Genomic DNA, 26554 nt, shown 5'->3' with positions numbered 1-26554 from the left:
GAGACGTCGTGTGTGAAAGGCGACGACCCCGTCCAGGTGAAGACGACCTGCACCCGAGGATCGGGAGAAAAGACGTCGAGGACGTCCAGCAGCCGCGTCAACGACGTCACGTTGTGGACGACCGCGAGAACGGTCCGCTCCGGGCGGCGGGTGGCCCACCGGGCGGCCTGCGGGCCGATCGGCACCCGCAGCCACTCCCGCCTCATGGCCCTCCCGGCACGACGCCCGCCGACGAACGAAACCCCGCAACCCTACCGTCCGGCGGCGTGCGGGGAGCGGGCGCGGGGCCGGACGGACTGCCGATGCCGGAACACGTCGAGCGGGTCCCACAGCTCCTTGACGCGCTGCAGCCGCCGGTAGCCGTCCTTGTAGTAGAGCGTCGACCAAGGCTGCTCGGAGGCGTTCCACGAAGGGTCGCTCAGGTCGGCGTCCGGGTAGCTGATGTAGCAGCCGTCGGTGACGTCCCCCACGACCGGGACGCCGCCGGTGTCGCCGAACGTCGCCCGGTACGTCTGCCGGATCCAGTCGACGTGGTGGGCCTCGGCGGGATCGCCGCGCGTCCAGTACACCTGGTACTGGAGCTTGAGGATCGAGTCGCGCTGCCGGACGGCCGTGTCGTACCGGGGCGTGTTGATCGCCGACCCGTAGGAGTCCACCTGGATGAGCGCCTGGGAATTGCGGTAGTCGCGGAACTTCTCGTGGCCGAGGTAATCCCACATGGCCGCGATGTGCCCCTCGCCGAACGGCTCGCGGAAGTACGCCGACTTGTACTTCCCGCAGCGGTTCTCCCCGCTGGCGTTGAGCGCCTGCGTGGCCGTCAGCCAGGGCATGACGCGGGGGAGCGCGGCGTGCGCGACCGGCGCGTGCTCGCCCATCGGCGCGAACATGGCCCCGGCGGGCGGACGGATCCGGCCGTCCACGGCCTCCAGGAACTCGGTCATCGCGTCCGCGCCGGTGCCGTCGTCCAGGTCGACCTGGGCGATGAGCCCGATCTGCCCGTTGCTGACGTGGTTGAGCTTGAGCAGCGCGAACAGCCGTCCGGACGCGTCGCGCGGGTCCTGGTGGTCGCGGAAGTACTCGCCGTACGCCGTGAGCAGGGCGGTGAAGTCCTCGGCGGTGAAGTCGGCCCAGTCCCAGGCGAGGCCGGTGAGCAGGACGCGCTCGGGCGGCTCGGGCAGGTCCCGGAACCAGAACCGGGTGACGATCCCGAAGTTCCCGCCGCCTCCTCCGGTGTGCGCCCAGAACAGCTCGCCGAGGTCGCCGTCGTCGTCGCGGGTGGCGGTGACGAGCTGGACCGACCGGTCCGCCCCGACGACCGCGACCTCCACCGCGTACAGGTAGTCGACCGTGAGCCCGTGCTGCCGGGACAGCAGCCCGAACCCGCCGCCGGTGATGTGCCCGCCGAGCCCGACCGAGTAGCACGACCCGCCCGGCAGCGCGGTGCCGCTCAGCGGGTACAGATGGCTGTAGACGTGCCAGTTCGTCGCGCCCGCCTCGACCATGTAGGCGTCCATGACGGGGTCGTGCGCGATCCCGCACATCGGGCTGACGTCGAGGATGACGCGGACGTCGTCGCCGCAGACGAAGTCCTCGTAGCAGTGCCCGCCCGACCGGACGGTGATCCGGGTGCGCCGGGGGTCGCGCGGGCGTTCGCGCAGCGCGTCGGCCAGCGCGACGCGCACCTCCTCCGGCGACCGGACGAGCCGGACGTACTCCGGCGCGGCGATCCAGCGCTGGTTGAACCCCCGGCTGAGCGCCGGGTACCGCTTGTCGCCCGGCGGCACGACGGTGTCCGGGGGCGCCTGTTCCTCGATCACGGCGTGACCCGCCTTCCCTGGGGTGGGACCGTCCGGATGATGCCCTCGGGACGCACGGGGCAACCGCAGGCTTCCGGGACGTGCGGATCGGGAAGTGTTCCCTGGCGAGAGGTGTGAAAACGCACGAGGTGGAGAGAAGGACGTCGGACCGGACGGTCTCCGGCGGGCGGTACGCTTCCCGCCGGAGAGCGTGTCCGGACAGAACGGACGAAATGGCGGAGGAGCGGGGTTTGGCGACAGAGGCGGCGGGTGCGACGGCCCCGATGGCGAAGCTCCTGCGGGCCGACGCCGGGCGCGTCCTGGACCGGTGGGTGGAACTGGTCGCAGGGAACGTGCGCGGCCGGATCACCGAGCGGGAGCTGCGGGCCGAGCTGGCCGAGCTGTTCGACCTGCTCGTCCGCGCCCTGGACGACGCGGACGGCGCCGAGCGCGGCGAGCTGCGGGCCGCGCTGGCGGAGATCTCGCGCGGCCGGGCGCGGCAGGGCTTCAGTCCGACCGAGACGGCCGTCGGCGTGTTCGCGCTCAAGCAGGCCGTGCTGGAGGCGATCGAGGCCGACGGCGCCGGATATGCGGGCTTCGTCCCGTTCTCCGCGTTCGTGGACGACCTCGGCCTCGTCACCTTCGAGACCTACGCCGCCGAGCGCGAGCAGGTGATCGTCGACCAGGCGGAGCAGCTCCTGGAGCTGTCGACGCCGGTGGTGAAGCTGTGGGACGGGATCCTCGGCGTCCCGCTCGTCGGCACGCTGGACTCGGCCCGCACCCAGGTCGTCATGGAGTCGCTGCTCCAGATGCTGGTCGACACCGGCTCGGAGTTCGCGGTGATCGACATCACCGGCGTGCCCGCCGTGGACACCGAGGTCGCCCAGCACCTGCTCAAGACCGTGATGGCGGCGCGGCTGATGGGCACCGACTGCGTGATCTCCGGCATCCGCCCGCAGATCGCCCAGACGATCGTCGGCCTCGGCATCGAGTTCGGCGACATCGTCACCAAGGCCACGCTGGCGGACGCGCTCGCCTACACGCTGCGCCGGCGCGGCGTCCGCATCGAGGACGGCGACTGATGGACCGCGTGCCGATTCTCAAGATCGGCGCCGTGCTGCTGGTCTCGATCCAGATCGACCTGGAGGACCAGACCGTCCTCGCGCTCCAGGAGGACCTGGCCGACCGGATCACCCGGACCGGCGCGCGCGGCGTGATCATCGACATCACCGCCGTCGACGTCGTGGACTCCTTCATCGGGCGGATGTTCGCCACGATCGCCGCGATGTCCCGGCTGATGGACGCCGAGACCGTCGTGGTGGGGATGCGGCCGGCGGTCGCGATCACGCTGGTCGAGCTCGGCCTGTCGCTGGGCGGTGTGCGCACCGCCCTGGACCTGGAAAAGGGCATGCGTCTGCTCGGCGTGGCCGTGCCCGGCGCGGACGGCCGGTGACGCCCGACACGACGGGCGGCGAGATCACGATCGCGTCCAACGACGACGTGGTGCGCGTCCGGCAGCTCGTGCGGACGGCCGCCGCGGCGGCCGGGCTGTCGCTGGTCGACCAGACCAAGATCGTCACCGCGGCGAGCGAGCTGGCCCGCAACACGCTCATCCACGGCGGCGGCGGGTCGGCGCGGGTGGAGTCGGCCGCGCGGGCGGGCCGCCGCCCCGGCGTCCGCATCACGTTCACCGACGACGGTCCGGGCATCCCCGACGTCGACCAGGCGCTCACCGAGGGCTGGACGAGCGGCGGCGGCCTCGGCCTCGGCCTGCCCGGCGCGCGCCGCCTGGTGGACGAGTTCGAGCTGCGCACCGAGCCCGGCGCGGGCACGACCGTGACGGTGACCAAGTGGCCGCGCTGACCGGCGGCTGGTCGGTCAGCCCGTCCGCCGGCGAGTCGGTGTGGGCGCGGGTGGAGGAGACGAGCGCGCCCGCCGGGGTGCGGCGCCGGGCCACGGCGCTGGCCGAGCGGCTCGGGTTCGCCGACGAGCGCCTGGAGCACGTGCGGCTCGCGGCGACCGAGGCGGCGACGAACCTCGTCAAGCACGCCGGACGCGGCGAGATGCTGGTGCGCGTGGTGCGCGGCGGCGAGCGGGCCACGCTGGAGTTCGTCAGCGTCGACCGGGGGCCCGGGATGGCCGACGTGCCCGAGTCCCTGCGCGACGGCGTGTCCACCAGCGGCTCGCTCGGCATCGGCCTCGGCATGATCGGGCGGCTCGCCGACGACGCGGGCCTGCAGTCCCGTCCGGGCGAGGGCACGATCCTGTTCGCGCGGTTCCGGCAGCCGGGCGGCGCGCCGCCGGCCGACCCGCCGTTCGCCGGGCTGACCCGGCCGCTGGACGGCGAGGAGGAGTGCGGCGACGCCTACGCGGCGCGGGAGCTGGACGGCGTCGTCCACGCGATCCTGTGCGACGGCCTCGGGCACGGGCCGCTCGCCGCGCGGGCGGCGGCCGAGGCGGTCCGCGCGGTGCGCGGGATCGACGCGCCGACCGCGCCGGGCGCGCTGCTGGACCGGATCCACCGGGCGCTGGCCGGGACGCGCGGCGGCGCGGTCGCGGCCGTCACCGTCGACCCGGCGGCGCGCCGCGTGGTGTTCGCGGGCCTCGGGAACGTCGCGGGCTGGGTCGTCGCCCCGGGCCGCCGCCAGGGCATGATCTCGACGCCCGGGATCGCCGGGGTGCGGGGCCGCGGGTTCCGCGAGCACGTGTACGACCTGCCGACGGGCGCGGCGGTGGTGCTGCACTCCGACGGGCTGACCGACCGGTGGGACCTGTCGTCCCGCCCGGACCTGCTCGGCCGGGACCCGCTGCTCGCGGCGGCGGCGCTGCTGCGCGACGCCGGGACGCGGCACGACGACCGCTCGGTGCTGGTGATCGGGGCGAGGCGGCGATGACGGCCGTCGTGCTCCTGCGGTTCGACGTCGTGGACGAGGCGGGCGTCGTCGCGCTGCGCCAGGCGGGCCGGGCGGTCGCCGTCGCCGTCGGGCTGGACGCGCCGGACCAGGTCCGCGTCGCGACGGCGCTGAGCGAGATGGGCCGCGACCTGTTCCAGTCCGGCGGCGGCGCGGCGGTGACGTTCCGGCTCGACGACGGCGCGCTGGTGATCGACCTGGCGCGCGGGCCGGGCGGCGGGCCGTCGGGCTCGGGCGTCCGGGCGGGCGTCCGGCTGATGGACGAGGTCGTCGAGGACGACGCGAACGTCCGGCTCGTCAAGCGCCTGCCGCCGGGCGCACGCCGCCCCGGCCCGGCGGTGCTCGGCCCGCTGCGCGTCCGGCTGGAACGGCTCGTGCCGCTCCCGGCGCTGGAGGAACTGCGCACCCGCAACGCCGACCTGGTCGAGGCGCTGGCGGAGGTGCGGCGGCAGAGCGAGGAGCTGCGGTCCCTGAACGCCGAGCTGGAGGACACCAACCGGGGCGTGCTCGCGCTCTACAACGAGATCTCCGCCGAGCTGGAGGAGACGAACCGGGGCGTCGTCGCGCTGTACGCCGAGCTGGAGGAGAAGTCCGACCTGCTGGTCGACGCGAGCGAGGCCCAGAGCCGGTTCTGGGCGACGATCAGCCACGAGCTGCGGACGCCGGTGAACGGGATCATCGGGCTGGCCCGGCTGCTGCTGGACCCGGCCGCCGACCCGCTCACCGCCGAGCAGCGGCACCAGCTCGGCCTGATCACCGAAGCGGGTGCGACAATGTTGTCGCTGGTCAACGAGCTGCTGGACATGGCCAAGGCCGAGCGCGGGCTGCTGGAGCCGCATCCGGCCCTGGTGGACGTGCCCGCGCTGCTCGACCGGCTGGCCGGGCTGCTGGCGCCGATGGCCGAGCAGTCGGGCGTGGCGCTGGTGGTGGACACCGCGCGGGCGCCGGACGTCCTCGTCACCGACGAGACCATGCTGACGCGCGTGCTGCGGAACGTGCTGGCCAACGGGCTGAAGTTCACCGACGCGGGCGAGGTGCGGGCGACCGTCCGGGCCGAGCCGGGACGGGTCGTCTTCGTCGTCGCCGACACCGGCCGGGGCATCCCCGAGGCCGACCGCGAGCGCGTGTTCGAGGAGTTCTACCAGGTGCCGGGCGCCGGGGGCGGCGGCACGGGCCTGGGGCTGGCGTACGCGCGGCGGCTCGCCCGGATCCTGGGCGGCGACCTGCTGCTGGACAGCGTGCTCGGCGAGGGCACGACCGTCACACTGGTACTGCCGCGCGCGGAAGGAGGAGGAGCGACGTGAGCCGGAACGAATCGGTCACCGCGCTGGTCGTCGACGACAACGACACCAAGCGCTACATCATCGGAAGCTGGCTGCGCCGCGCCGGGCACACCGTGGTCGAGGCGGCGTCGGCGGCCGAGACCTGGAAGCGGCTGGCCGAGCACGCCGTGGACCTCGTCGTGCTGGACGTCCGGCTGCCCGACATGAGCGGCGTCGAGGTCTGCGAGCGGATCCGCTCCGATCCCGCGACCGCGTCCACGCCCGTCATCCACATCTCCGCGACGGCCGTGGAGACCACCGACCGCGCCCACGGGCTGCGGCGCGGCGCCGACGCCTACCTCACCGACCCGATCGACCCGACCGAGTTCCTCGCGACCGTCGAGGCGATGCTGCGGTACTACGGGGCGCTGCGCCGCGCCGAGCGGCTGGCCGCGCGGACGGCCGCGCTGACCCGGCACTCCCTGGCCGTCAACGCCGCCGAGACGTTCGAGGAGCTGGCGCTCGTCGCGGCCGACAGCGCCTACGACATCTTCGACGTGCCCGCGTCGGTGTTCCTGATGCCGCCGGACGGCCGCGTCCGCCGGACGGTCGGGCACCGCGCGGGCCCGGAGTTCCGGCACTGCTCGCCGGAGCGGTTCGAGCGGCTCACGTCGCTGACCGACCTCGGCGAGGCCACCGGGACGAAGGTGCTGCCGCTGGACGGCCCGCGCTGGAAGGCCCTCGTCCCCGACACGGTGGTGGACGGCGACGTCGCGCTCGTGCTGTCGCGGGTGAAGCGGGGCCGGCCGCCGATCTGCGTGGCGATCCACGTCGAGGGCGTCCCCGGCCAGGAGGACCTGGACCTGCTGCGCCAGCTCGGGCAGACGCTCGCCCTCGCGATGGAGGCCATGCGGTCCTTCACCGAGCAGCACCTGATCTCGCTGACGCTCCAGCGCAGCCTGCTGCCCGCGCGGCGGCCGTCGGTGCCGGGGTGGGAGTTCGCCGTCCGGTACGAGCCCGCGAGCGACCAGGCCGAGGTCGGCGGCGACTTCTACGAGGTGCTGGACCGCGGCGACCACGTCCTCATCGCGATCGGGGACGTGCAGGGGCACTCGCTGGTCGCGGCGACCGTGATGGCCGAGATCCGGCACGCGCTGCGGGCGTTCGCCGACGAGGGCCACGACGGCGAGACGATCCTGCGGCTGCTCAACGGCGTGATGCAGCGCTACCACGACGACCAGACCGCGACCGTCTGCCTCATGACGCTGGACCCCGCGACGGGACGGCTGCGGGTGGCGAGCGCCGGGCACCTCCCGCCGCTGTTCGTCGCCGACGGCGCGGCCAGCTACGGCCGGGGCGGCGGCCTGCTGCTCGGGTTCCCGGCGGAGCGGATCGAGATCGAGGAGGCGGTCGTGCCGCCGGGCGGCACGGTCATGCTCATCACCGACGGGCTGATCGAGGACCGCGGGGTCTCGCTGGCCGACAACCTGGAACGGCTGCGCGGCGTGGCCGTCGGCGTGGACGAGGACCTGGAACGGTTCAGCGACCGGGTGATCGCCGAGTTCGGGCACCGCGAGGACGACGTCGCGATGATCGTCATGCGCCGCGATCCGGCCTAATCACCGTCGATCCCCTGATTCTTTCCCCGGGTCCTGCGACTCACCGGTGAGCGGGTAAATTAACGCCATGGGTGAGCCTTCTCTGTCTCCGTCCGGCGGCACCGCGACGTGATCACCGGCGAGCGGAACGCGCTCTGCCTCGACGGGCCGTACCACGGCGCGCTCGTCCGGGTGGAGCAGGACGTCGGCGCCGTCGAGGTCCCCGATCCCACCGAGGCGTTCGGCGGCCGGGCGCGGTACCGCATCACGCGCGAGCGCGTGCACCATCCGTCCCGCCACGCGCCCTTCGTCGTCCTGCGCTGGACGGGCGACGACTGATCGTCGCGGCGGTCAGGGAGCGGCGTTGAGGAAGCGGTCCAGCGCGTGGAGTTCGGGCGTGAACGCGTCCGGGTCCAGCGCCGGGGCGCCGGCCGGGCGGACGGCCCGGTCCCGGTTGTGGCCCTCCTGCGCGCCGTGCGCCCACGCCAGGTGCAGCGCGCGCAGGTCGCCGTCCAGCAGCGCGGCGCGCAGCGGCAGCAGCTCGGCCAGCCACGGCGCCGGGTCGGTGCCCGCGTACTCGGTCTCCCGGTCCTCCTCGTAGCGTTCGAGTTCGACGAGGACGTCGCCGTCCCGCATCGCGAGCGCGACGCCGAACAGGATCCGGTACGGCTCGACCCGCCGGGCGAGCGCGCCGGGCAGCCGGAACCGCACGCTGCGCGGGCCGCGCTGGTCGAACGACAGGCCCGCGTCGAAGCCGTCGCCGAAGACGCGGCCGGGGTCCCAGCCGAGGTCCTCGCGGTCCGGGTCGATCATCCGGTCGAACAGCAGGCGGCCGGGGCCGACGTCGGCGTCCGGCACGGCCGCGCGCAGCGCCGCGACCCGGGCGCCGTCCAGCCGCCGGCCGACGGTCCGGAACTCGTGGTACCGGCGGAGGGCGCGGCGCCGGGCGGCGGGCCACTCGTCCAGGTCGTCGTCATCGTCGGCCACCATCGCCTTGACCTCGGCGCAGTAGTCCGGCCAGGCCGTCAGCAGCGCGCCGACCGGCTCGTCGCCGACGACGGCCGCCGCCGCGGCCACGGCGTCCGGGCCGTCGCCGCACGCGTGCCGCAGGTACCAGCCGAGGAACGCGCGGCGGCGGGCCCGGTCCTCCTCGTCGCGCGCCCGCGCGATCTGGTCCAGCGCGGCCCGGACGATCGCCGCCGGGTCGTCGCGGGCCGCCCGCAGCCGGACGAGCCGGGCGCGGAACAGGTCGGCGAGCGCGCCGAGGTCGGCGGCGGCCTGCGCCCGGCCGCGGTAGTTCCGTCCGGGCGCGGCCAGCCGTTCCAGCGGACGTTCCATCAGCGCGGCGAGGGTGCGGTTCCAGCCGGGGTCGCGCACCGGGATCCGCCGTAAGGCCGGGGCGCCGGGGGCGAGGTGGAGGAGCAGGCCGGCGTCCTCGTCCAGCCACAGCCGGTGCGGCGGGCCGTCCTGGACGGCCGTGATCGCGGTCAGCTCGCGCGCGGCCGGGTGCCCGGCGGGCGGGCCGGCGTCCGGGACGATGTCGGGAAGGGTCTCGGCGGGGGTGTCGGTGGCGATGACGCGTTCACGGTCCATGGCGGTCTCCGGGGGAGGGCGGCCGGGCTGCCGACGCCCCCATCGTGCCAGACGGCCCTAGAACGCGCTCACCCCGGTCAGCGCGCGGCCGATCAGCAGGGTCTGGATCTGGCTCGTGCCCTCGTAGAGCGTCATCACCCGGGCGTCGCGCAGGTACTTGCCGACGGGGTACTCGTCGATGTACCCGTAGCCGCCGAACACCTGGAGCGCGTCGTTGGCGGCGCGCACCGCGGCCTCGCTGGCGAACAGCTTGGCCTTGGACGACTCGGTCGCGAACGGCTGCCCCCGGTCGATCAGGTCGGCGACGCGCCAGGTCAGCAGCCGCGCGGCGTCCACGTCCAGGGCGATCCGCGCCAGCAGCTCCTGGACGAGCTGGTACGACGCGATCGGCTTCCCGAACTGGTCGCGCTCCCTGGCGTAGCCGACGGCGGCGTCCAGGCAGCCCTGCGCGATGCCGACGCAGCCCGCCGCGACCGACATGCGGCCCTTGGCGAGCGCGCTCATCGCGACCGTGAAGCCCTTGCCCTCGGGGCCGAGCCGCGCCGCGTCGGGGACCCGCACGCCGTCCAGGACGATCTCGGCGGTCGCCTGGCCGCGCAGCCCGAGCTTGCCGTGGATGACGCGGGCGTCGAACCCGTCGGCGTCGGTCGGGACGAGGAACGCCGTCACGCCCCGGTGCCCAGGCCCGCCGGTGCGGGCGAACACGAGCGCGACGTCGGCCCAGGTGCCGTTGGTGATGAACATCTTGGTGCCGGTGAGCAGCCAGTCGCCGCCGTCGCGGACGGCCCGGGTGGTGAGGTTCGCGGCGTCCGAGCCGGTGCCGGGCTCGGTGAGGCCGAAGCAGCCGAGCGCGTCGCCGGACGTCAGGCGGGGCAGCCAGTCGCGCTTCTGCTCGTCGGTGCCGTAGGCGGCGATGGACTTGCCGACCAGGCCGAGCGACACCGACACGATGCCGCGCACCGCCGAGTCGCCCCGGCCCAGCTCCTCCAGCACCAGGCAGTAGGACAGGTGGTCGCCGCCGGAACCGCCGTGCTCCTCGGGCAGCGTCATACCGAGGAACCCGAGGTCGCCGAGCCGGGGGACGATGCTCCGGTCGACCTCTTCGGCGCGGTCCCACGCGGCGGCGTGCGGGACGATCTCCCGGTCCACGAACTCGGCGGCCAGGCGGCGCAGGGCCTCCTGCTCGTCCGACAGTCCCAGGTCCATGACGGCTCCCGAAAACTAGCAATGCGAGTTTTGTCGCAGGCTAGCACGCTAAACTAGCGCCGCAAGTTTCCGGTTCGGAGGTGACCCGTGGCCCGGCCGCGTCGACCGCTGCTCAGCCGCGCCCGCATCGTCGCGGCGGCGCTGGACCTCGTGGACGCCGAGGGCCTGGAGGCGCTGTCCACCCGGCGGCTCGCGGCGGAACTCGGCGTCAGCGGGCCGTCCCTCTACAACCACGTCGCCACCAAGGACGACCTGCTGGACGCCGTCGTGGACGCCGTCCTCGGCGAGGTGGACCTGTCGATGTTCCCCGGCCCGTCCTGGCGGGCGTCCCTGGAGGCGTGGGCGCGCTCCTACCGCGCCGCGCTCGCCGCCCACCCGAACGTCGTCCCCGCGATCGGCCAGCCCCGGGGCGGTCGGCCCAACGCGCTGCGCCTCGCCGACGCCGTCTTCGGCGGCCTGGTGGACGCGGGCTGGCCGCGCCGCGAGGCCACCCGCGTCGGCGCGCTGCTGCGCTACTTCATCACCGGCTCGGCGCTCGGCACGTTCGCGGGCGGCTTCCCCGACGACGCGGCCGTCTACGCGGGCGCCTACCCCCGCCTCGACCAGGCGCACCTGCTCGCCGAGCGCCAGCAGGAGATCGACGCCGCGGCCTTCGAGACCGGCCTGACCGCGCTGCTGGACGGCCTCGAACTGCGCTTCGCCGCCGTCCGCGCCTGAGTCAGTGTGCGGCCGTGTAGGGGATCTCGCCCTGGTAGAGGCGCGCGACGATCTCCTCGATGTCGGGTTCGCGCAGGGCGATGTCGCGGACCTCGTGGCGTGCGGCGAGGGCCGCGACGACGGAGGCGGCGTTCGCGTCGCCGGGCAGGCGCAGCCATTGGCGGGGGCCCTCGACGCGTTCGACCGCTGCGCCGTCCACCGCGACGGGCGGCTCCGGGCGCGCCAGCTCCACCACGAGGATCCGGCCCGACCCGGCCGTGGCGCGCAGGGCGTCCAGCGAGCCGTCGAACGCCAGCCGTCCGTGGTCGACGATCATGACGCGGCGGCACAGCCGCTCGATGTCGCCGAGGTCGTGCGTGGTCAGCAGGATCGTCGTTCCGCGCTCGGTGTTCAGCCGCTCCAGGAACGCGCGGACGGTCGCCTTGCTGACGACGTCCAGGCCGATCGTCGGCTCGTCCAGGACCAGCAGGTCGGGCGCGTGCAGCAGCGCGGCGGCCAGGTCGCCGCGCATCCGCTGGCCGAGGCTGAGCTGGCGGACGGGCGTCGCGAGGAACGGGCCGAGGTCGAGCAGCGCGGTCAGCTCGTCCAGCCGCTCCCGGTGCGCGCCCGCCTCCACCCGGTACAGCCGCCGCACGAGCGCGAGGCTGTCGCGCAGCGGAAGGTCCCACCAGAGCGTCGTGCGGTGCCCGAAGACGACGCCGAGGCGGCGGGCCAGGGCGGTCCGCTGGCGGGACGGGTCCAGGCCGCAGACCCGGATCGTCCCGGACGTCGGGGTGAGGATCCCGGTCAGCATCTTGATCGTCGTGGATTTCCCGGCGCCGTTCGGGCCGAGGTAGCCGACGAACTCGCCCGGCGCGACCGTGAAGGACACGCCGTCCACCGCGCTCACGCGCCGCCGCGTCCGGCGCAGCCGTCCGGTGCGCTCGCGGACGGTGAAGGTCTTGCGGACGTCCCCGGCCTCGATCATCGTCAGCTCCCCGTCGATCGGTAGCGGCGCAGCCCCGCCCGCCACGCCAGCGCCGCGAGCCCGCACACCGCGACCGCGACCGCCGGGGACGCCAGCCGCGTCGCCGCAGGGAGCCCGAGCGGGTCGGGACGGTCCAGGACGTACAGGGCGGGCTGCCAGTTCACGAACGCCAGCGGGACGGCGAACGTCACGCCGCGCACGAAGTCCCGCGCGAACACGCTCATCGGGTACTGGGTGAGGAACGAGCCCCCGAACGTCAGGGCCTTGCCCGCGCCGTGGCTCTCCAGCAGGACGAACTGCACCGACGCCACCAGCACCCAGAGCCCGCAGAAGATCGCCGTCCCGGACGCGACCATGACCGGGACCATCGCGACGCGGCCCGCCGTCCAGGAGGTGTCCAGCCGGGGCAGGACGATCGCCAGCAGCACCGCGGGCAGCACCAGCTTGGCGAACCGGCGCGGGCTGTACTCCTCGGTCGCGACCTGGACGAGCGGGCTCACCGGACGCAGCAGCATCGCGTCGAACGTCCCCTCCCGGACGTGCCGGGCGAGCAGGTCGGCGTTCCCGAGCAGCGCGTCCGACAGCACGAACGCGAGCTGCGACGTCGCGTACAGGAACAGCACCTGCGCGGCGCCGAACCCGCCGAGCCGGTGGACGCGGGAGAACAGCAGCCCGATCCCCGCCGCGTCCAGCCCGGCGACGGCGGCCGACGCGAGCCCGAGCAGCACCATCGACACCGGGTACTGGGCGGCGGCGCGCAGCCAGGCCCAGGCGAGTGTCCCGTAGGCGCGCAGCGCGTCACCCACCCTGCACCACCAGCCGCCGCCGCGCCGCGCCGGTGACGGCCGCGCCCGCCAGCAGCAGCGCCGCCGCCCACGCGGCCTGGAAGGCGAGCGCCCCGGCGGCGTTCCCGCGGCCGAGGAACACCTCGCCGGGGACCTGGACGAGCGCCGACCACGGCAGCGTCCCGGCGACCGCGCGCAGCGGGTCGGGGAACACGACGAGCGGCACCGTCATCCCGGAGAAGAACAGGGTCAGGACGAGCGCGATCGGCTGGATTCCCCGGTCGTCGTGCAGCCAGAACACCGACAGCGCCACCAGGTAGCGGAGCCCGAAGCTGACCAGCACGGCGAGGACGAACGACGCCGCGAACAGCGCGATCCGGCCCGGCCCCGGCACCCGCAGCCCGAACACGAGCGCCCCGCACAGCAGCGGCGGACCCGACCGCAGCAGCAGCGTGCCCGTCGCGCGGCCGAGGTCGTCGGCCAGCCACCAGCCCTGGAGGCTCACCGGGCGGTACAGGTCGACGGCGACGTCGCCGCTGCGGATCCGGGCCGTCAGGTCCAGCCCGCCGAACACCTGGACGGCCCCGAGGAGCGCCTGCGTGACGAAGGAGAACGTGACGGCGTCGGCCGCGTCCCAGCCGCCGAGCGCGGGCCGCTCGCGCCACAGCGCGATGAGGATGAACGCCCGCAGCAGCCCGAAGAACGCGTTCGTGAGCCCCTCGGCGAGCGCCATCGCGAGGTAGGCGGCCTGCCGGCGCAACGCGAACCAAGCGATCCAGGGATAGACGCTCACTTGCCGAGAGCCTAACCGCGTCCCAGCGGCCCTGTCATGGCCTCATCCGGTCGTGGTCAGGTGCGCGTCGAGGTTCGCCGCGACGGCCGTCCAGGCGCCGCGCGCGCCGCTTCGGAAGGACTCGGCCGGGAGGCGTTCGTGGAGGATCGTCATCGCGGTGCCGTCGCCGTCCGGGCGGAGCGTGACGGTCACCACCGAGTCCCGGCCGCCGGTCGTGCCGGGGGACCGCCAGGTGAACACGAGCCGGTGCGGCGGATCGACGACCAGGTACTCGCCGGTGACCTCGTCCACGCCGGACGGGAACAGCTTCGCGAACCGGAAGCCCCCGCCGGGCACCGGGTCGGTCACGGCCGCGGCGACCGTGCCGGGGCCGGGCATCAGCCAGCGGCGGAGGCGGTCGGGGTCGGTCCAGGCGGCGAAGACGTCGTCCGGCCGGGCCCTGAGCGTCCGGGTGACCCGGACGGCCCCGTCGGTCATGCGTCCTCCTCCAGATGGCGGGCGAGCGCGTCCGCGCTCCGCTCCCAGAACGCGGTGTAGCGGGCGATCCACGCCTCGGCCTCGGCCAGCGGGCCGGGCGCGGCGCTGAGGTAGTGGTCGCGGCCGTGGACGTCGCGCCGCACCAGCCCGGCGCGCTCCAGGACGCGGATGTGCTTGGACACGGTCGCGAGGGCCATCGGGAACTCCCGCGCGACGTCGGTGACGCGCACCGGGTCGGCGCGCACGCGTTCGAGGATCGCGCGGCGGGTCGGGTGGGCCAGCGCGGCGTAGGTCAGGTCCAGCGCCTCAACTTGTTCAGCCACATTGCGAAATGTTAGTGGCCATGCGATCGTTCAGCCAATCGGCTAAATGTTTGGAGGGGTGATGGACGATCGACCGTCCCGCCCGGGGTGGACGCTGGCGCTGGCGTCCCTCGGGGTGTTCCTGACCACGCTCGACGTGGTCGTCGTCGCGACCGCGCTGCCGGTCATGCGGGTCGAGCTGGACGCCGACCTCGCGGACCTGGAATGGACCGTCAACGCCTACAACCTCGTCTTCGCGTGCCTGATCCCGACCGGCGCGGCCCTCGGCGACCGGTTCGGGCGCCGCCGCGCGTACGTCGCCGGCGTCGGGCTGTTCACCGCCGCGTCCGCCGCCGCCGCGCTCTCGCCGACCGCCGGGGCGCTGATCGCCGCCCGGGTCGCGCAGGGCGCGGGCGCCGCCGTCGTCCTCCCGCTGACGCTCACGCTGATCACCGCCGCGTTCCCGGCCGCGAAGCGGGGCGCGGCGGTGGGCGTCTGGGGCGGCGTCACCGGGCTCGGCGTCGCGGCCGGGCCGCTGGTCGGCGGCGTGGTCGTGCAGGGCGTGTCCTGGGAGTGGATCTTCTGGCTGAACGTGCCGGTGGGGCTGGCGCTGATGCCGCTGTCGGCGCTGCTGCTCACCGAGTCGCGCGGCCCGCGGTCGCGCCTGGACGTGCCCGGGCTCGTCCTCGCGGGCGCGGGGCTGTTCGCGCTGACCTGGGGGCCGGTGCGGGCGCCGTCCGCCGGGTGGGGGAGTGTGCAGGTCGTCGGGGCGCTCGCGGTCGGAACCGCGCTGGTGGCGGCGTTCGTGGCGTGGGAGCGCCGCGCCCGGCAGCCGATGCTCCCGCTGCGGTACTTCCGCGACCGGGGGTTCGCCGCGGCCAACGGGGTGGCGTTCTTCCAGCGCGTGTCGCTGATCGGGTCGCTGTTCCTCATCGCGCAGCTGTTCCAGACCGGCATGGGCTACTCGCCGTTGCAGGCGGGGCTGCGGATCCTCGTCTGGACGGCGATGCCGATGCTCGTCGCGCCGGTCGCGGGCGCGCTCGCCGACCGGCTCGGGTTCCGCCCGTTCATGGCCGCCGGGCTGGCGCTCCAGGCGGCCGGGCTCGGCTGGCTGGCGGCCGTCGCCGCGCCCGACGCCGGGTACGGGACGGTCGTGCTGCCGCTGATCGTCGCCGGGATCGGCATCGCGCTGTGCTTCCCGACCGTGGCCGGGCTCGTCGTCTCGGCGGTGCCGCCGGACGAGGCGGGCGTCGCCGCCGGGACCAACAGCGCCGTCGGCGAGGTCGCGGGCGTCTTCGGCATCGCGCTCGTCGCGGCCGTCTTCGCCGCGCACGGAGGCTACGGCTCGCCGGACCGGTTCCTCGCCGGGTTCGTCCCCGCCGAATGGGCCGCCGCCGCCGTCTCCGCGGCGGGCGTGGGCGTCGCGCTGCTCGCGCCCGGCCGCACCGCCCCTGAGTGAACGGACTCAGAGCCCGTTGCGGGCGATCACCTCCCGGTACCAGTGGAAGCTGTCCTTCGGGATGCGGCGCTGGGTGCCGTAGTCCACGAACGTCAGCCCGAACCGGGGCGCGTACCCGCTGCCCCACTCGAAGTTGTCCAGCAGCGACCAGGTCAGGTAGCCGCGCACGTCGACGCCCGCCGCGACGGCCGCGTGCAGGGCCGTCAGGTGGCGGCGCAGGAACTCGATCCGCTCGGGGTCGTGGACGCGGCCGTCCGGCGTCACGTAGTCGCCGAGCGGAAGCCCGTTCTCGGTGATGTAGATCGGCACGTCGCCGTAGTCGGCGCGGAGCCGCAGCAGCAGCTCGGTGAGGCCGCCGGGGTCGACGGGCCAGCCGATCGCGGTGAGCGTCTCTCCGGCGCGCACGACGTCCCGCGCCCCGAGTTCGGCCTCCACTCGCGTGCTCAGCGGGGTCTCGACCCAGTCCGGGCCGAGGTCGCGGCCGGACGCGGCGACCGTCCGGGAGAAGTAGTAGTTCAGGCCGAGGAAGTCGAGCGGCGCCGAGATGACGTCGAGGTCGCCGTCGCGCACGGCCGTGAACCCGGGCCTCAGGTCGGCGTAGTGGGCCATGAGGTCGGCCGGGTATTCGCCCCGGAACAGGGCGTCCAGGTAGAAGCGGTTGACGAGGCCGTCGATCCGGCGCGCCGCTTCCGCGTCGCGCGGGTCGGCAGTCGCCGGGCGGACGGGGGAGAACGAGGTCACGATCCCGACCTCGCCCGCCCCGTTCGCCCGGACGGCCTGCGCCGCGAGCCCGTGGCCGAGCAGCATGTGGTGCGACGCCGCGACGGCCTCGCCCGTGCTCTCGCGGCCCGGCGGGGAGTCGCCGGTGGCGTAGCCGAGGAACGTCTCGACGAACAGCTCGTTCACCGTCATCCAGTGCCCGATCCGGTCGCCGAGCGCGCCGGACACGAGGTCGGCGTGGTCGGCGAGCCGGTACGCCGTGTCGCGGTCCAGCCAGCCGCCGCGCTCGCCGAGCCGGCGCGGGAGGTCGAAGTGGTACAGGGTGGCGAACGGCTCGATGCCGCGCTCGCGCAGCCCGTCGGCGAGCCGCCGGTAGAAGTCCAGGCCCTTCTGGTTGACGGCGCCGTCGTCGTCCATGGTCCGGGTCCAGGCGATGGAGAAGCGGTAGGCCGTCATGCCGAGGTCGGCCATGAGGTCGAGGTCGGACGCGGACCGGTGGTAGTGGTCGGCGGCGACGTCGCCGGTCTCGCCGTGCCGGGCGTGCCCGGCATGGACGAAGTCGTCCCAGATCGAGGGCCGCCGGCCGTCCTCGGCGGCGGCGCCCTCGATCTGGTACGCGGCGGTCGACGCGCCCCACAGGAATCCTTCAGGGAAACGGAGGGTCACGGTCGTCGCACCTTTCGTGGGAGCGTTCGGTAACGGTTGTGGAATCGATTCCAGAGAGGCCGGGGGCTCAGGCGCGCTGCCGCCGCACGCGCCGTCCGCACAGCGCCAGGTAGCCGAGGAACCCGATCGCGAGCGCGACGACCACGCCGACGTTGGCCTGCGCCCAGGTGCCGGACGTGCCGCCGAGGCCGAGCGGCCCGAGCAGGTAGCCCTGCCAGGACAGCCAGGACGCCCCGGCGTTGACCACGAGCCCCCAGCCGACGGCCGCGCCGGCGGCGAGGATCGCGAGGGCGGCGGGGTTGGCCGCGCCGTAGCGGCCGTCGCGGTCGAACAGGTCGGTCTCGGAGTACGGGCCGCGCCGCAGCAGCAGGTCGGCCAGGAAGATCCCGGACCAGGCCGCGATCGGGACGCCGAGCGTGATGAGGAACGCCGTGAACACCGGCAGGAAGCCGGACGAGAACCACACGACATAGATCGTTCCAACGACCATCAGCCCCGTGTCGATGAGCACCGCGACGTGGCGCGGCACCCGGACGCCGATGCTCAGCATCGCCAGGCCGGACGAGTAGATGTTCAGCACCGACCCGCCGATCAGCCCGAGCAGCGCGACGACCACGAACGGCACGAGGTACCAGGTCGGGAGGATCCCCGCCAGCCCGCCGATGGGGTCCGCCGCGATCTTGTCGTTGAGGTCGGGGTTGGAACCGACGAGCAGCAGGCCGTCCAGGACGAGGACGACGGGCGCGATGCTGGCGCCGAGCGTCGTCCAGCCCACCACCTTCGGGCCGGAGGCCGACCGGGGCAGGTAGCGGCTGAAGTCGGCGGCGATGTTCGTCCAGCCCAGCCCGAAGCCGGCGAACGCGAACACGAGCGCGCCCACGAACGCGGTGGCCCCGCCCGCATGCAGGGAGGTGGCCTGCGACCAGTGGACGTGCCGGGCCGTGAGCGCGAGGAAGCCGACCAGCAGGACGATCGTCGCGACCGTGACGAACCGCTGCAGCCGCTGGATCATCTCCAGCCCGATCAGCGCCGCGCCGGCGATGACGACCGCGACGAACGCGAAGGCCAGCAGCTTCGTCGCCGTCCCGCTGCTCCAGCCGAGCCGGGTGAACACGCTCGCGGTCGCGTCCACGGCGAGGACGGCCGTGACCGTCTCCCAGCCGACCTGGAGCACGTAGGTGAGGAAGGACGGGACGCGTCCGCCCTCGACGCCGAACGCCGCCCGCGACAGGACCATCGTCGGCGCGGACCCGCGCTTGCCCGCCAGCGACGCCAGCCCGACGAGCAGGAACGACAGCGCGATCCCGACCACGCCCGCGACGATCCCCTCGACGAGGGACACGCCGTAGGCCAGCAGGAACGAGCCGTACGCCACGCTCGTGACGCCGACGTTGGAGGCGAACCAGGTCCAGAACAGGTCGAACGGCCGGCCCTTGCGCTCGTCCTCGGGGATGACGTTCAGGCCGTTCTGCTCGATCGCGAGCGCGCTCGGCGGCGCGTCGGGGGCGCTGCGCGCCCGGGTGGTGTCGGTCATCTCATTCTCCGTTCAGGGGGTGAACGTCGCCGGGCCGTGAGGATTCCCGGACGACCGGCTCGGCGGGCAGGACGACCCGGTCGGGGATCGCCTCGCCCTCGACGGCCTGGATCAGCATGTGCACGGCCGCCGCGCCCAGCTCGTAGAAGGGGGCGCGGACCGTGGTCAGCGCCGGATGGGTGAGCCGCGCCGCCGGGACGTCGTCGAACCCGGTCACCGCGACGTCCTCGGGCACCCGGCGGCCGGCGTCGCGCAGCGCGGCCAGCACGGTGAACGCCAGGTCGTCGAAGGCGGTGACGACGGCGTCGAACTCGTCCGCGCGCCGCGCGACCTCGGCGGCGAGGGCCCGGTGGTCGAGGTCGGACGTCATCAGCACCGTCTCGGGCAGGCCCGCCGCCGCGAGCGCGTCGCGGTAGCCGTCCCGGCGCAGCCGCAGGTTGCGGGTGTCGTCGGAGGAGGCGAACGCGATCCGGCGGCGTCCGGTGGCGATCAGGTGCTCGGTGACGCGGCGGACGCTCTCGCGGTCGGTGGTCTCGACGGACGGGAACTGGGGCCGCTCCACCCGGTCGTCGATCGCGACCACCTTCAGGCCCCCGGCGTGCAGTTCGGCGATCCGCTCGACCAGGCCGGGCGGGATGACGAGGACGAGGCCGTCCACCGGGAGCACCGGCAGCACCCGCTCGACGAAGTCCGCCTCGGTCTTGGCGCTGGCGTCCATCGGCTGGAGCAGGATCGCGTAGCCGCGCCGGTCGGCCTCCTCGGTCACGCCCCGGATGACGTCGGGCATCCAGTCCCACGCGATGTTCGGGACGAGCAGGCCCAGCATCTTGAACCGTCCGGTGCGCAGCGCCTGGGCGCTCATGCTCGGGACGTAGCCGATCTCCTCGGCCAGCCGCAGGATCCGCTCCCGGGTCTCCGCGCCGACGTCGGGATGGCCGTTCAGGGCCCGCGACACCGTAGGCTTGCTGACGCCCGCCGCCGTCGCCAGGTCCGCCATCGTGACCCGCCGTCGCGCCATGATCCGCCCTCCCGCTGCTTCTGGAATCGATTCCGGAACCGGTTGCCGTGAGGGTAGCCCCGGCGTCGCCCGCCGTCAAGGATCGGATCCCGGACGCCGGTCGATTGGCTTCCATCGCCTTTATGGCAAGGCCTTTCCGCCAATCAACGCACGCCCCTCGGGTTCTTTACCTTTCGTGGGGCATGGTTTGCGCGCCCGGGTGGTTATAACCGTCAGATCCCAACGACAGGGTGGCCGTGACCTGGTCATTCTTTACCTTTCGGGGGAATCGTTGGGGTGGTGCAGGTGTTGTGATGACCTGGCACCAACCTGAAGCGTCGTGCCCCGCCTCTTTCTGACGGGCGGGACCGGCCGGCCATTCAACGGCGGCCTTTCTTCTCCCTCCTTCGCACGGCGCCCGCGCCGGGATGTCTTTCCCGGCCGCCGCTCCGCACTGCACGCCCGTAGCGGGTGACGCACGCCCGTGTCCGGGCCTGGAGCGGTCGTTCTGTCCGCCGAACAAAGGATTCTTCATGCACAAGCGAGCGACGAACGCCCTTCTGGCCACGGTCACCGGGTCGGCTCTGGCCGGCATGATGGTCGCCGGCGTGGTCAACGCCAGCACCGAGGACCACACCACCAAGGCCACGGGCACGACCGCCGCCGCCACGCAGACCACTCACGCGAAGAAGGCGCCCGCGAAGAAGAAGGCGCTGCTGACCGGTTCGACGACCGCGTCCTACTTCTGGGACGACGGGTCGGGTGTGAACGGTGACACCGGTGCTCCGGCGTCGGGTAAGCCGATGCAGAAGGGGATGTTCGCCAGCCCGTCGTGGCCGATGAACACCAAGGTGAAGGTCTCCTACGAGGGTCGTAGTGTCACCGGGTTCGTGGGTGATGTGGGTCCGGGTGAGCCCTCGCATCGCGGGGTGATGCTGGACCTGGACACCTACACCTTCCGTCACCTGATCGACGGGAAGAAGCCCAACAGCAAGTACGACACCGGTACCAGCGAGGGCCACATCAAGGGCGTCAAGTACGAGGTCCTGAAGTGGGGCCACGGCCCGGGCAAGAAGGGCACCCCCAAGCCCCTCGGATAATCACCCCCAACGAACGGCCCCGGCACACCGCCGGGGCCGTTCGCGTTTTCAGCGGCGCTGGTCGGTGATGAGGTAGCCCGCGAGGACGGCCGTCACCGTGAGGCCCATGCCGAGGACCGCGCCGCCCAGGGTGAGCGGGCCGGCGAGGGCGGCGAGGACGAGCAGGGCGACGGCGCCGGCGATGGCCGGGATCGGCGGGCCCTGCGGGGCGATGCCGCCGACGCGGTGCAGGACGGCAAGGACGATCAGGTAGACCGCCGCCGGGACCGCCACGGCCCAGGCCGCGTGTTCGGGGGACAGGTGGCCGTGGTGTTCGGCGGCGCTCACGGCGGCCTCCAGGCCCGCGCCGAGCGCCGCCACCGCCGCGAAGACGACGTAGTGCCCGTAGCCCCAGGTCAGCGCGGTCCGCAGGGTGGGGAACTCGGCCTCGGCGCCGGTGAAGTAGATCCACCAGAGCGCGAAGACCAGGAGCAGCGCGCCCCCGGCGATCAGGCCCAGGGACACCGACAGGCCGTGCTCGCTCAGCGCCGACCGGATCCCGTTGAGCGTCGCGAGGATCACCTCGCCGAGCACGATGATCGTGAACAGGCCGTACCGCTCGGCGATGTGGCCGGGGTGCCAGGGCGTCACGGACGGGCCGCGGAACTCCGCCCACACGGGAACCGCCAGCTCCGCCACGACGAGCAGCGCGAAGCCCGCGTAGTCGAACGGGTGCGGCAGCGCGAGCCGGACCACCCAGCCGACCTGGACGGCCGCGATCCCCGCCGCGTACCGCAGGTCCGTCCCGCGCCGCGCCGGGTCCTCGCGGGCGGCCCGCGCCCACTGGATCACCATCGCGATCCGCATGATCACGTAGCCGACGGTGATGAGCGTGAAGTCGTAGTGGTCGAGGGCGTCGCTCACCCCGGCGGCCAGCACGAGCACGCCGGCCATCTGGAGCAGCGTCAGCAGCCGGTACGGGACGTCGTCGGTGTCGTAGGAGGACGCGAACCACGTGAAGTTCATCCACGCCCACCAGATCGCGAAGAACACCATCGCGTACCCGAGCACGCCCGATCCGGCGTGGCCCTCGCCCAGCGAGTGGTGCAGCTGCGCGGCGGCCTGGGAGACCGCGACGACGAAGCAGAGGTCGAACAGCAGCTCCAGCGGGGTCGAGGCGCGGTGCTCCTCGCCGGGGTCGCGGCCGGTCATGACGCCGCGCCACGCGCTCGTCCGGATATCGGTCATGGCCACACTCTAGATTCCGGACGTTTCATTCGTAGGGACGCGCGGGCCGGGGGATGCGGATCACGCGCCGCGCGTCCAGCGCCGGTTCGGTGGTCCTGCGGAGTCCGGCCGGGGGACGGTGCCAGGTGCCGGTGACGCGCACCCACCGGTCGGCCCCGGGCGAGGGCGCGCCGTGGACGACCACGCGGAACGGCACGGCGTCCCCCGCGCAGCACGCGATCACCATCCGGGTGAGGAACCAGCCGCCGCCCTTGCGCGGGGTGGCGAACCCGGTGAGCCGGACGGTCGCGTCCCCGAGCACCTCGGGCCGTCCGTCCTGGGCCTGGAACGCGCGGCCGATGTACTCGCCGAGCGACATGTCGTCGGGCTCGGCGGTGACGGGCAGCGCCGGGTACCCCTCGTCGGGCGGCGGCGGGGGCGGCGCCGGACGGGACGCGGTCCGGGTGGCGCTGAACGACCCGAGCGCGGGCGGCGCCACGACGGCCACGGCCACGACCGGCGCCGCGAGCAGCCACGCCACGCCCGGCCCGTGGTGGTGGTGCCCGTGCGCGGACGCGGCGCGCCGGTCGCGCAGCATCCCGGCGCCGCCGAGGACGACCAGCACCGCCCCGGCCGCCGCCAGCGGGATCCGGAACCCCGGCCGCACGTAGCTCAGGTACTCCCCGGTCGCGAGCGTGATCCACAGCGCCGCCGCGCCGAGCGCGACGAGCAGCAGGTTCTGCGCGGGCCTGCTCACAGCAGCACGCTCCCCACGGCCGTCCCGGACACGACGGCGAGCGCGAACGTGAGCGGGATGAATCGCACGGCGAACGCACGTCCGAAGAAGCCGGTCTGCAAGGCGATCAGCTTGAGGTCGACCATCGGCCCGACGACGAGGAAGACCAGCCGCGCGGTGGGGGAGAACCCGGTGAGGCTGGCCGCGACGAACGCGTCCGCCTCCGAGCAGATCGACATGAGCACGGCCAGCAGCGCGAGGACGAGGATCGAGACGACCGGGATCCCGGCGACGGACGCGACCCACGACGCGGGCAGCGCCACGTTGATCGTCGCGGCGGCGGCCCCGCCGACGACGAGGAAGCCCCCGGCGTGCAGGATGTCGTGCGCCATCGCGCTCCGGAAGGCGTCCCACCGGCCGTCCCCGGCGGCGGAAGGGCGCTGCGGCAACACGCGCAGCCACGAGCCCCGGCCGAACGCCAGCCACGCCCAGCCCGCGACGACGGCGGTGAGCAGCGACGCCGCGAACCGTCCGGCGACCATCTCGGGGCGCCCCGGGAACGCCACCGCCGTGGACACCAGCACGACCGGGTTCACGGCCGGCGCGGCGAGCAGGAACGCCAGCGCCGCCGACGGCGCCACGCCGCGCGCCATCAGCCCGCCCGCGACGGGCACCGACGCGCACTCGCAGCCGGGCAGGACCGCGCCGAGCGCCCCGGCGACCGGCACGGCCGCGCCGGGCCTGCGGGGCAGGACGCGCGTCCAGAACCCGGCCGGGACGAACGCGGTGATCGCCGCTGACAGCGCCACCCCGAACACGAGGAACGGCAGGGCCTGGACGCAGACGGCGACGAACACGGTCGTCCAGGCGTCCACGGCGCGGACGTCCAGCGCGGGCGCGATCCACAGCCGTCCGGCGACGAGCAGCAAGGCGGACCCGGCGAACAAGGCGGACGCCGTCGTGAGCGGCGAACGCGGCTTCCTGCCCCAGTCGGGCGGGGGGAGGACGTCGTCCTCCCAGGCGGGACTCTCGACGGACACGCCCGCCATCATCCCGTACCGGCGCGGCTCACGCGGCCTCGCCGACGTCGAGGAACGGCGCGAACGGGTCGTCCAGCCCGGCGGCGGACTCGCCGGGCGCGAGCAGGCAGGAGCCGAGCAGCGCATGGATGCGGGCGCGGTCCAGGTCGGCGCCGGTGAAGACGAGGTGCTGGACGCGGTCGCCGTGCGGGGGCGTCCAGTCCAGGGACGCCGCCGCGCGCCGCAGCGGCGGCACGAGGTCCCACGCGGCGGCGGGCAGCGACGCCAGCCACGGCCCGGCGTCCTCGACGGTGACGATCCCGGCGACGGCGTCCCAGGCGAGCATCCGGTCCGGACGGGTGGCCAGCCAGAACCGGCCCCGGCTGCGCACCGACTCGATCGCGAGCGCGTCGGCGGCGTCGAAGAACCGCTCGGGGTGCAGCGGCGCGGTGTGCCGCCAGACGACGGTGTCGGCCGCGTCCGTGCTCGCCCCCGGCGGCAACCGCGCGGTGGCGGGGTCGAGGCGGGCGGCGAGGTCGCGGGCGCACAGCGGCGGGCCGTCCAGCGGCGGCAGCGGGTCGCCGGGCCGGTGGACGGGCGTCAGCGGCGCGAAGTGCCCGAGCAGGTCGGCGCAGAGGGCGACGTCCTCGGGGTCGGTGCCGGGCAGGACGCCGGGCAGCACCTCGGGCAGGACGAGCGCGGTCGCGTACTCGATCTGCCGGACGAGCACCTCGGCGAGATGCCGCTCGTCCCCGGCCGCGCCCGGCTTGCCGACGGCCTGGAGCGGTTCGCCCCGGCAGACGTCCACCGGCGTCAGCTCGGGGTCCAGCGCGGTGAGGACGCCCGTCAGCCCGAAACCCTCGGCGTGCAGGGCCTCGGCGACGGTCCGCGGCTCGACCGAGTCCCACAGGTCCACGATCAGCAGCGCGGCGTGCCGGGCGTGGCTGCGCAGCACCGGGACGAGGTCTTCCCGGACCGTGCACGTCACGCAGCCGTGGACGAGCCGCACGACGGCGCGGTCGCGCGCCCCGGCGGCGTCGCGCACGACGCGGACGGCGTTCCCGCCGGTGATCGCGCGCAGGTCGTGGTGGACGGCGAGGGATCCGGGCCGCTCCCGCAGCAGCCGGTCGACCACGGCCTCGCGGGCGGGTCCGTGCAGCCCCGCCACGAGCACCACAGGGACGGACATGCGCGCCTCCTAGTCGAGAATGAAAATCATTATCGACATCATGGCATGCCGGGACCCGGCCGGTCGAACGCGGGGGTCAGCCCGCGTCGGGCTCCTCCCGCAGCGCGAGGCCCTCGATCCGGTCGCCGAACGCGGCCATGACCTCGGTCTGCATCCCGCGCGCGAGCAGGCCGTGGACGGCGGACTGGGCGAGCGGCCGGAGCCGGGTGATCAGCCGGGCGAGATCGGGCAGGTCCGTCCGGTCGCGGTAGCCCGCCACGTCGTCCAGGTCGGCGTGCTCGACGGTGAGCCGGACGAACCGGCGCGCGATCGTCCGGCAGTCCTCGGCGAGCTGCGCGGCGATGTCGAACACGGCCTCCAGCGGGATCCCGGCGGCGGCCAGCTCGGCGCCGACGTTGAGCAGCCGCGGGCTCGGCACGCGGTACCGGTCCCCGGCGGGCTCCACGAACCCCAGCTCCTCGGCGCGCCGCAGCAGCTCGGCGACCCGCTCGGGGGTCGGCGCGGGGCCGTGGGCGGGGAAGAACAGGTCGCCCAGCTCGGCGAGCGTGACGTGGCCGGGGATCTCGTCCGTCCACGGGTCCGTCAGCACCTTCTCCAGGCCCAGCAGCTCGCCGATGTCGTGCCCCTGCTCCCACGCGGAGATCAGCTCGGCGATGGCGGCGAAGGTGTAGCCGCGCTCCTGGAGCTGCACGACGAGCCGGATCCTGGCCAGGTGGGAGTCGTCGTAGACGCCCGTCCGGCCGTGCCGCCGGGGCGGCGGCAGTACGCCGCGCTCCTGGAAGGCGCGCACGTTGCGGACGGTCGTCCCGGCCGTGCGGGCCAGCTCGTCGATGCGGTAGGTCGCCATGCGTTCCTGCCATCCGGGGTCTTGACGTTTCCATGATCCTATCCGCACAATCTGTCCCATGTGACTTCGTCCCATAAATCCATGGGACGGATTTTTCTGGCTCTGACTGGGATGGAGAATCCGATGAGCGAAGGTACCGGCGTCCTGGACGACCTGCTCGCCGAGGCCGCCGCCTCCGGCCCCGACGCCGTCGTCGACCGGCTCGGCGCGGACGACGTGGCACGGCTCGCGCAGGAGATCAGCACGCCCGGCGAGCTGCGGCGGCTCGTGGAGTTCGCGGGCGACGACACCCGCATGATCGACCGGCTCGTGGAGCGGATCCTCGGCAAGGCGGGCAGCGACCTGCTGCTCGACCGCGTCTTCGACCTCATGCCGGGCCGGTTCCTCGGCGACCGGCTGCGCAACGAGCGCGGCACGATCGAGTGGCACGTCACCACCCCGGACGGCCCGAAGGTCTACCACCTGAAGATCGCCGACGGCGTCGCCGAGTCCGGCCGGGGCGCGGCGGGCAACCCCCGCGTCACGCTCACCCTGTCCGCGCCCGACCTGCTGCGGCTCTGCGCGGGCACGCTGAACGGCCTCACCGCGTTCATGAAGGGCTCGATCAAGCTGAACGGCGACATGCTGTTCGGCGCCAAGCTGCCCGCCGCGTTCGACACGAGCGCGGAATGAC

The 26554-nt window shown here is 74.0% G+C and carries 27 protein-coding genes; 11 read left to right on the top strand and 16 right to left on the bottom strand.

Annotated features, from left to right (window positions below; translation table 11 throughout):
- Positions 1-251: 251 nt before the first annotated feature.
- Entirely contained in the window at positions 252-1817 is a 1566-nt protein-coding gene (locus GQ466_RS20120) for an FAD-binding oxidoreductase (RefSeq protein ID WP_337193552.1), read from the bottom strand.
- Positions 1818-2047: 230 nt separating this feature from the next.
- Between GQ466_RS20120 and GQ466_RS20115 the strand changes: the two genes are divergently transcribed.
- The 7 genes from GQ466_RS20115 (at position 2048) to GQ466_RS20085 (ending at position 7907) form a co-directional block, all read left to right on the top strand.
- The gene (locus GQ466_RS20115; protein WP_378186540.1) at positions 2048-2878 is read left to right on the top strand and encodes an STAS domain-containing protein; all 831 of its coding nucleotides are present in this window, start codon (positions 2048-2050) and stop codon (positions 2876-2878) included.
- Complete coding sequence (locus tag GQ466_RS20110) at positions 2878-3249, top strand: STAS domain-containing protein (RefSeq protein WP_202420811.1); 372 nt, start codon at positions 2878-2880, stop codon at positions 3247-3249. The genes GQ466_RS20115 and GQ466_RS20110 overlap by 1 nt, the downstream gene beginning before the upstream one ends.
- On the top strand, positions 3246-3659 hold the full coding sequence (locus GQ466_RS20105; RefSeq protein WP_161104537.1) for an ATP-binding protein: 414 nt from the start codon (positions 3246-3248) through the stop codon (positions 3657-3659). Before GQ466_RS20110 ends, GQ466_RS20105 begins: the two co-directional genes overlap by 4 nt.
- On the top strand, positions 3647-4690 hold the full coding sequence (locus GQ466_RS20100) for an ATP-binding protein (protein WP_161104536.1): 1044 nt from the start codon (positions 3647-3649) through the stop codon (positions 4688-4690). Before GQ466_RS20105 ends, GQ466_RS20100 begins: the two co-directional genes overlap by 13 nt.
- Positions 4687-6012, top strand: coding sequence for a sensor histidine kinase (locus GQ466_RS20095; RefSeq protein WP_161104535.1), 1326 nt, complete (start codon positions 4687-4689; stop codon positions 6010-6012). The genes GQ466_RS20100 and GQ466_RS20095 overlap by 4 nt, the downstream gene beginning before the upstream one ends.
- Positions 6009-7589 carry a SpoIIE family protein phosphatase gene (locus GQ466_RS20090; protein ID WP_161104534.1) on the top strand — a complete coding sequence of 527 codons (1581 nt, stop codon included), beginning with the start codon at positions 6009-6011 and terminating at the stop codon, positions 7587-7589. Before GQ466_RS20095 ends, GQ466_RS20090 begins: the two co-directional genes overlap by 4 nt.
- Positions 7590-7697: 108 nt before the next feature.
- Positions 7698-7907 (top strand): hypothetical protein, encoded by a 210-nt coding sequence (locus GQ466_RS20085; RefSeq protein ID WP_161104533.1) that lies wholly within the window; start codon positions 7698-7700, stop codon positions 7905-7907.
- Positions 7908-7919: 12 nt separating this feature from the next.
- Here the strand turns inward: GQ466_RS20085 and GQ466_RS20080 are convergent, their stop codons facing one another.
- Positions 7920-9161 (bottom strand): hypothetical protein, encoded by a 1242-nt coding sequence (locus GQ466_RS20080; protein ID WP_161104532.1) that lies wholly within the window; start codon positions 9159-9161, stop codon positions 7920-7922.
- A gap of 57 nt (positions 9162-9218) precedes the next feature.
- Positions 9219-10367 carry an acyl-CoA dehydrogenase family protein gene (locus tag GQ466_RS20075; protein ID WP_161104531.1) on the bottom strand — a complete coding sequence of 383 codons (1149 nt, stop codon included), beginning with the start codon at positions 10365-10367 and terminating at the stop codon, positions 9219-9221.
- Positions 10368-10454: 87 nt separating this feature from the next.
- On the opposite strand from GQ466_RS20075, the gene GQ466_RS20070 reads away from it, so the two are divergent.
- Positions 10455-11084 carry a TetR/AcrR family transcriptional regulator C-terminal domain-containing protein gene (locus GQ466_RS20070; RefSeq protein WP_161104530.1) on the top strand — a complete coding sequence of 210 codons (630 nt, stop codon included), beginning with the start codon at positions 10455-10457 and terminating at the stop codon, positions 11082-11084.
- A 1-nt stretch (position 11085) separates the two neighbouring features.
- Here the strand turns inward: GQ466_RS20070 and GQ466_RS20065 are convergent, their stop codons facing one another.
- The 5 genes from GQ466_RS20065 to GQ466_RS20045 are packed head-to-tail and all read right to left on the bottom strand — an operon-like array spanning position 11086 to position 14429.
- Positions 11086-12051, bottom strand: coding sequence for an ABC transporter ATP-binding protein (locus GQ466_RS20065; RefSeq protein WP_161104529.1), 966 nt, complete (start codon positions 12049-12051; stop codon positions 11086-11088).
- A 2-nt stretch (positions 12052-12053) separates the two neighbouring features.
- A complete protein-coding gene (locus GQ466_RS20060) occupies positions 12054-12857 on the bottom strand; it encodes an ABC transporter permease (RefSeq protein ID WP_337193551.1) in 804 nt (267 codons plus the stop codon).
- Positions 12850-13629 carry an ABC-2 family transporter protein gene (locus GQ466_RS20055; protein WP_161104528.1) on the bottom strand — a complete coding sequence of 260 codons (780 nt, stop codon included), beginning with the start codon at positions 13627-13629 and terminating at the stop codon, positions 12850-12852. The genes GQ466_RS20060 and GQ466_RS20055 overlap by 8 nt, the downstream gene beginning before the upstream one ends.
- Positions 13630-13671: 42 nt before the next feature.
- Entirely contained in the window at positions 13672-14106 is a 435-nt protein-coding gene (locus tag GQ466_RS20050) for an SRPBCC family protein (protein ID WP_161104527.1), read from the bottom strand.
- Positions 14103-14429: a metalloregulator ArsR/SmtB family transcription factor gene (locus tag GQ466_RS20045; protein WP_161104526.1), complete on the bottom strand. Its 327-nt coding sequence runs from the start codon at positions 14427-14429 to the stop codon at positions 14103-14105. Before GQ466_RS20045 ends, GQ466_RS20050 begins: the two co-directional genes overlap by 4 nt.
- A 61-nt stretch (positions 14430-14490) precedes the next feature.
- Between GQ466_RS20045 and GQ466_RS20040 the strand changes: the two genes are divergently transcribed.
- Entirely contained in the window at positions 14491-15867 is a 1377-nt protein-coding gene (locus tag GQ466_RS20040) for a DHA2 family efflux MFS transporter permease subunit (RefSeq protein ID WP_202420810.1), read from the top strand.
- Positions 15868-15873: 6 nt separating this feature from the next.
- Here GQ466_RS20040 and GQ466_RS20035 read toward each other — a convergent pair whose 3' ends face one another.
- The 3 genes from GQ466_RS20035 to GQ466_RS20030 all read right to left on the bottom strand — a co-directional run bounded on the left by GQ466_RS20035 (position 15874) and on the right by GQ466_RS20030 (position 19805).
- Positions 15874-17253 (bottom strand): GH1 family beta-glucosidase, encoded by a 1380-nt coding sequence (locus GQ466_RS20035; protein WP_337193550.1) that lies wholly within the window; start codon positions 17251-17253, stop codon positions 15874-15876.
- 67 nt (positions 17254-17320) lie between these two features.
- Entirely contained in the window at positions 17321-18787 is a 1467-nt protein-coding gene (locus tag GQ466_RS30925; protein WP_202420809.1) for a purine-cytosine permease family protein, read from the bottom strand.
- A gap of 1 nt (position 18788) precedes the next feature.
- Entirely contained in the window at positions 18789-19805 is a 1017-nt protein-coding gene (locus tag GQ466_RS20030) for a LacI family DNA-binding transcriptional regulator (protein ID WP_161104523.1), read from the bottom strand.
- A 512-nt stretch (positions 19806-20317) separates the two neighbouring features.
- On the opposite strand from GQ466_RS20030, the gene GQ466_RS20025 reads away from it, so the two are divergent.
- Entirely contained in the window at positions 20318-20884 is a 567-nt protein-coding gene (locus GQ466_RS20025) for a hypothetical protein (protein ID WP_161104522.1), read from the top strand.
- A 48-nt stretch (positions 20885-20932) separates the two neighbouring features.
- On the opposite strand, the gene GQ466_RS20020 is transcribed toward GQ466_RS20025, so the two are convergent.
- The 5 genes from GQ466_RS20020 to GQ466_RS20000 form a co-directional block, all read right to left on the bottom strand.
- On the bottom strand, positions 20933-22111 hold the full coding sequence (locus GQ466_RS20020; RefSeq protein WP_202420808.1) for a low temperature requirement protein A: 1179 nt from the start codon (positions 22109-22111) through the stop codon (positions 20933-20935).
- A gap of 25 nt (positions 22112-22136) precedes the next feature.
- Entirely contained in the window at positions 22137-22847 is a 711-nt protein-coding gene (locus GQ466_RS20015) for a TIGR03943 family putative permease subunit (protein ID WP_161104521.1), read from the bottom strand.
- Positions 22844-23875, bottom strand: a complete 1032-nt coding sequence (locus tag GQ466_RS20010) for a permease (protein ID WP_237418184.1) — start codon at positions 23873-23875, stop codon at positions 22844-22846. Before GQ466_RS20010 ends, GQ466_RS20015 begins: the two co-directional genes overlap by 4 nt.
- 19 nt (positions 23876-23894) lie before the next feature.
- Complete coding sequence (locus GQ466_RS20005) at positions 23895-25034, bottom strand: GTP-binding protein (protein ID WP_161104519.1); 1140 nt, start codon at positions 25032-25034, stop codon at positions 23895-23897.
- Positions 25035-25110: 76 nt separating this feature from the next.
- Positions 25111-25881 (bottom strand): MerR family transcriptional regulator, encoded by a 771-nt coding sequence (locus tag GQ466_RS20000; RefSeq protein WP_161104518.1) that lies wholly within the window; start codon positions 25879-25881, stop codon positions 25111-25113.
- A 123-nt stretch (positions 25882-26004) separates the two neighbouring features.
- Between GQ466_RS20000 and GQ466_RS19995 the strand changes: the two genes are divergently transcribed.
- Entirely contained in the window at positions 26005-26553 is a 549-nt protein-coding gene (locus tag GQ466_RS19995; protein ID WP_161104517.1) for an SCP2 sterol-binding domain-containing protein, read from the top strand.
- Position 26554 lies beyond the last annotated feature (1 nt).

The sequence above is a fragment of the Actinomadura rayongensis genome, from assembly GCF_009831215.1.
Lineage (GTDB): Bacteria > Actinomycetota > Actinomycetes > Streptosporangiales > Streptosporangiaceae > Spirillospora > Spirillospora rayongensis.
The sequence above is the reverse complement of the archived record's forward strand: the minus strand, read 5'-3'. Positions and strand labels throughout refer to the sequence as shown.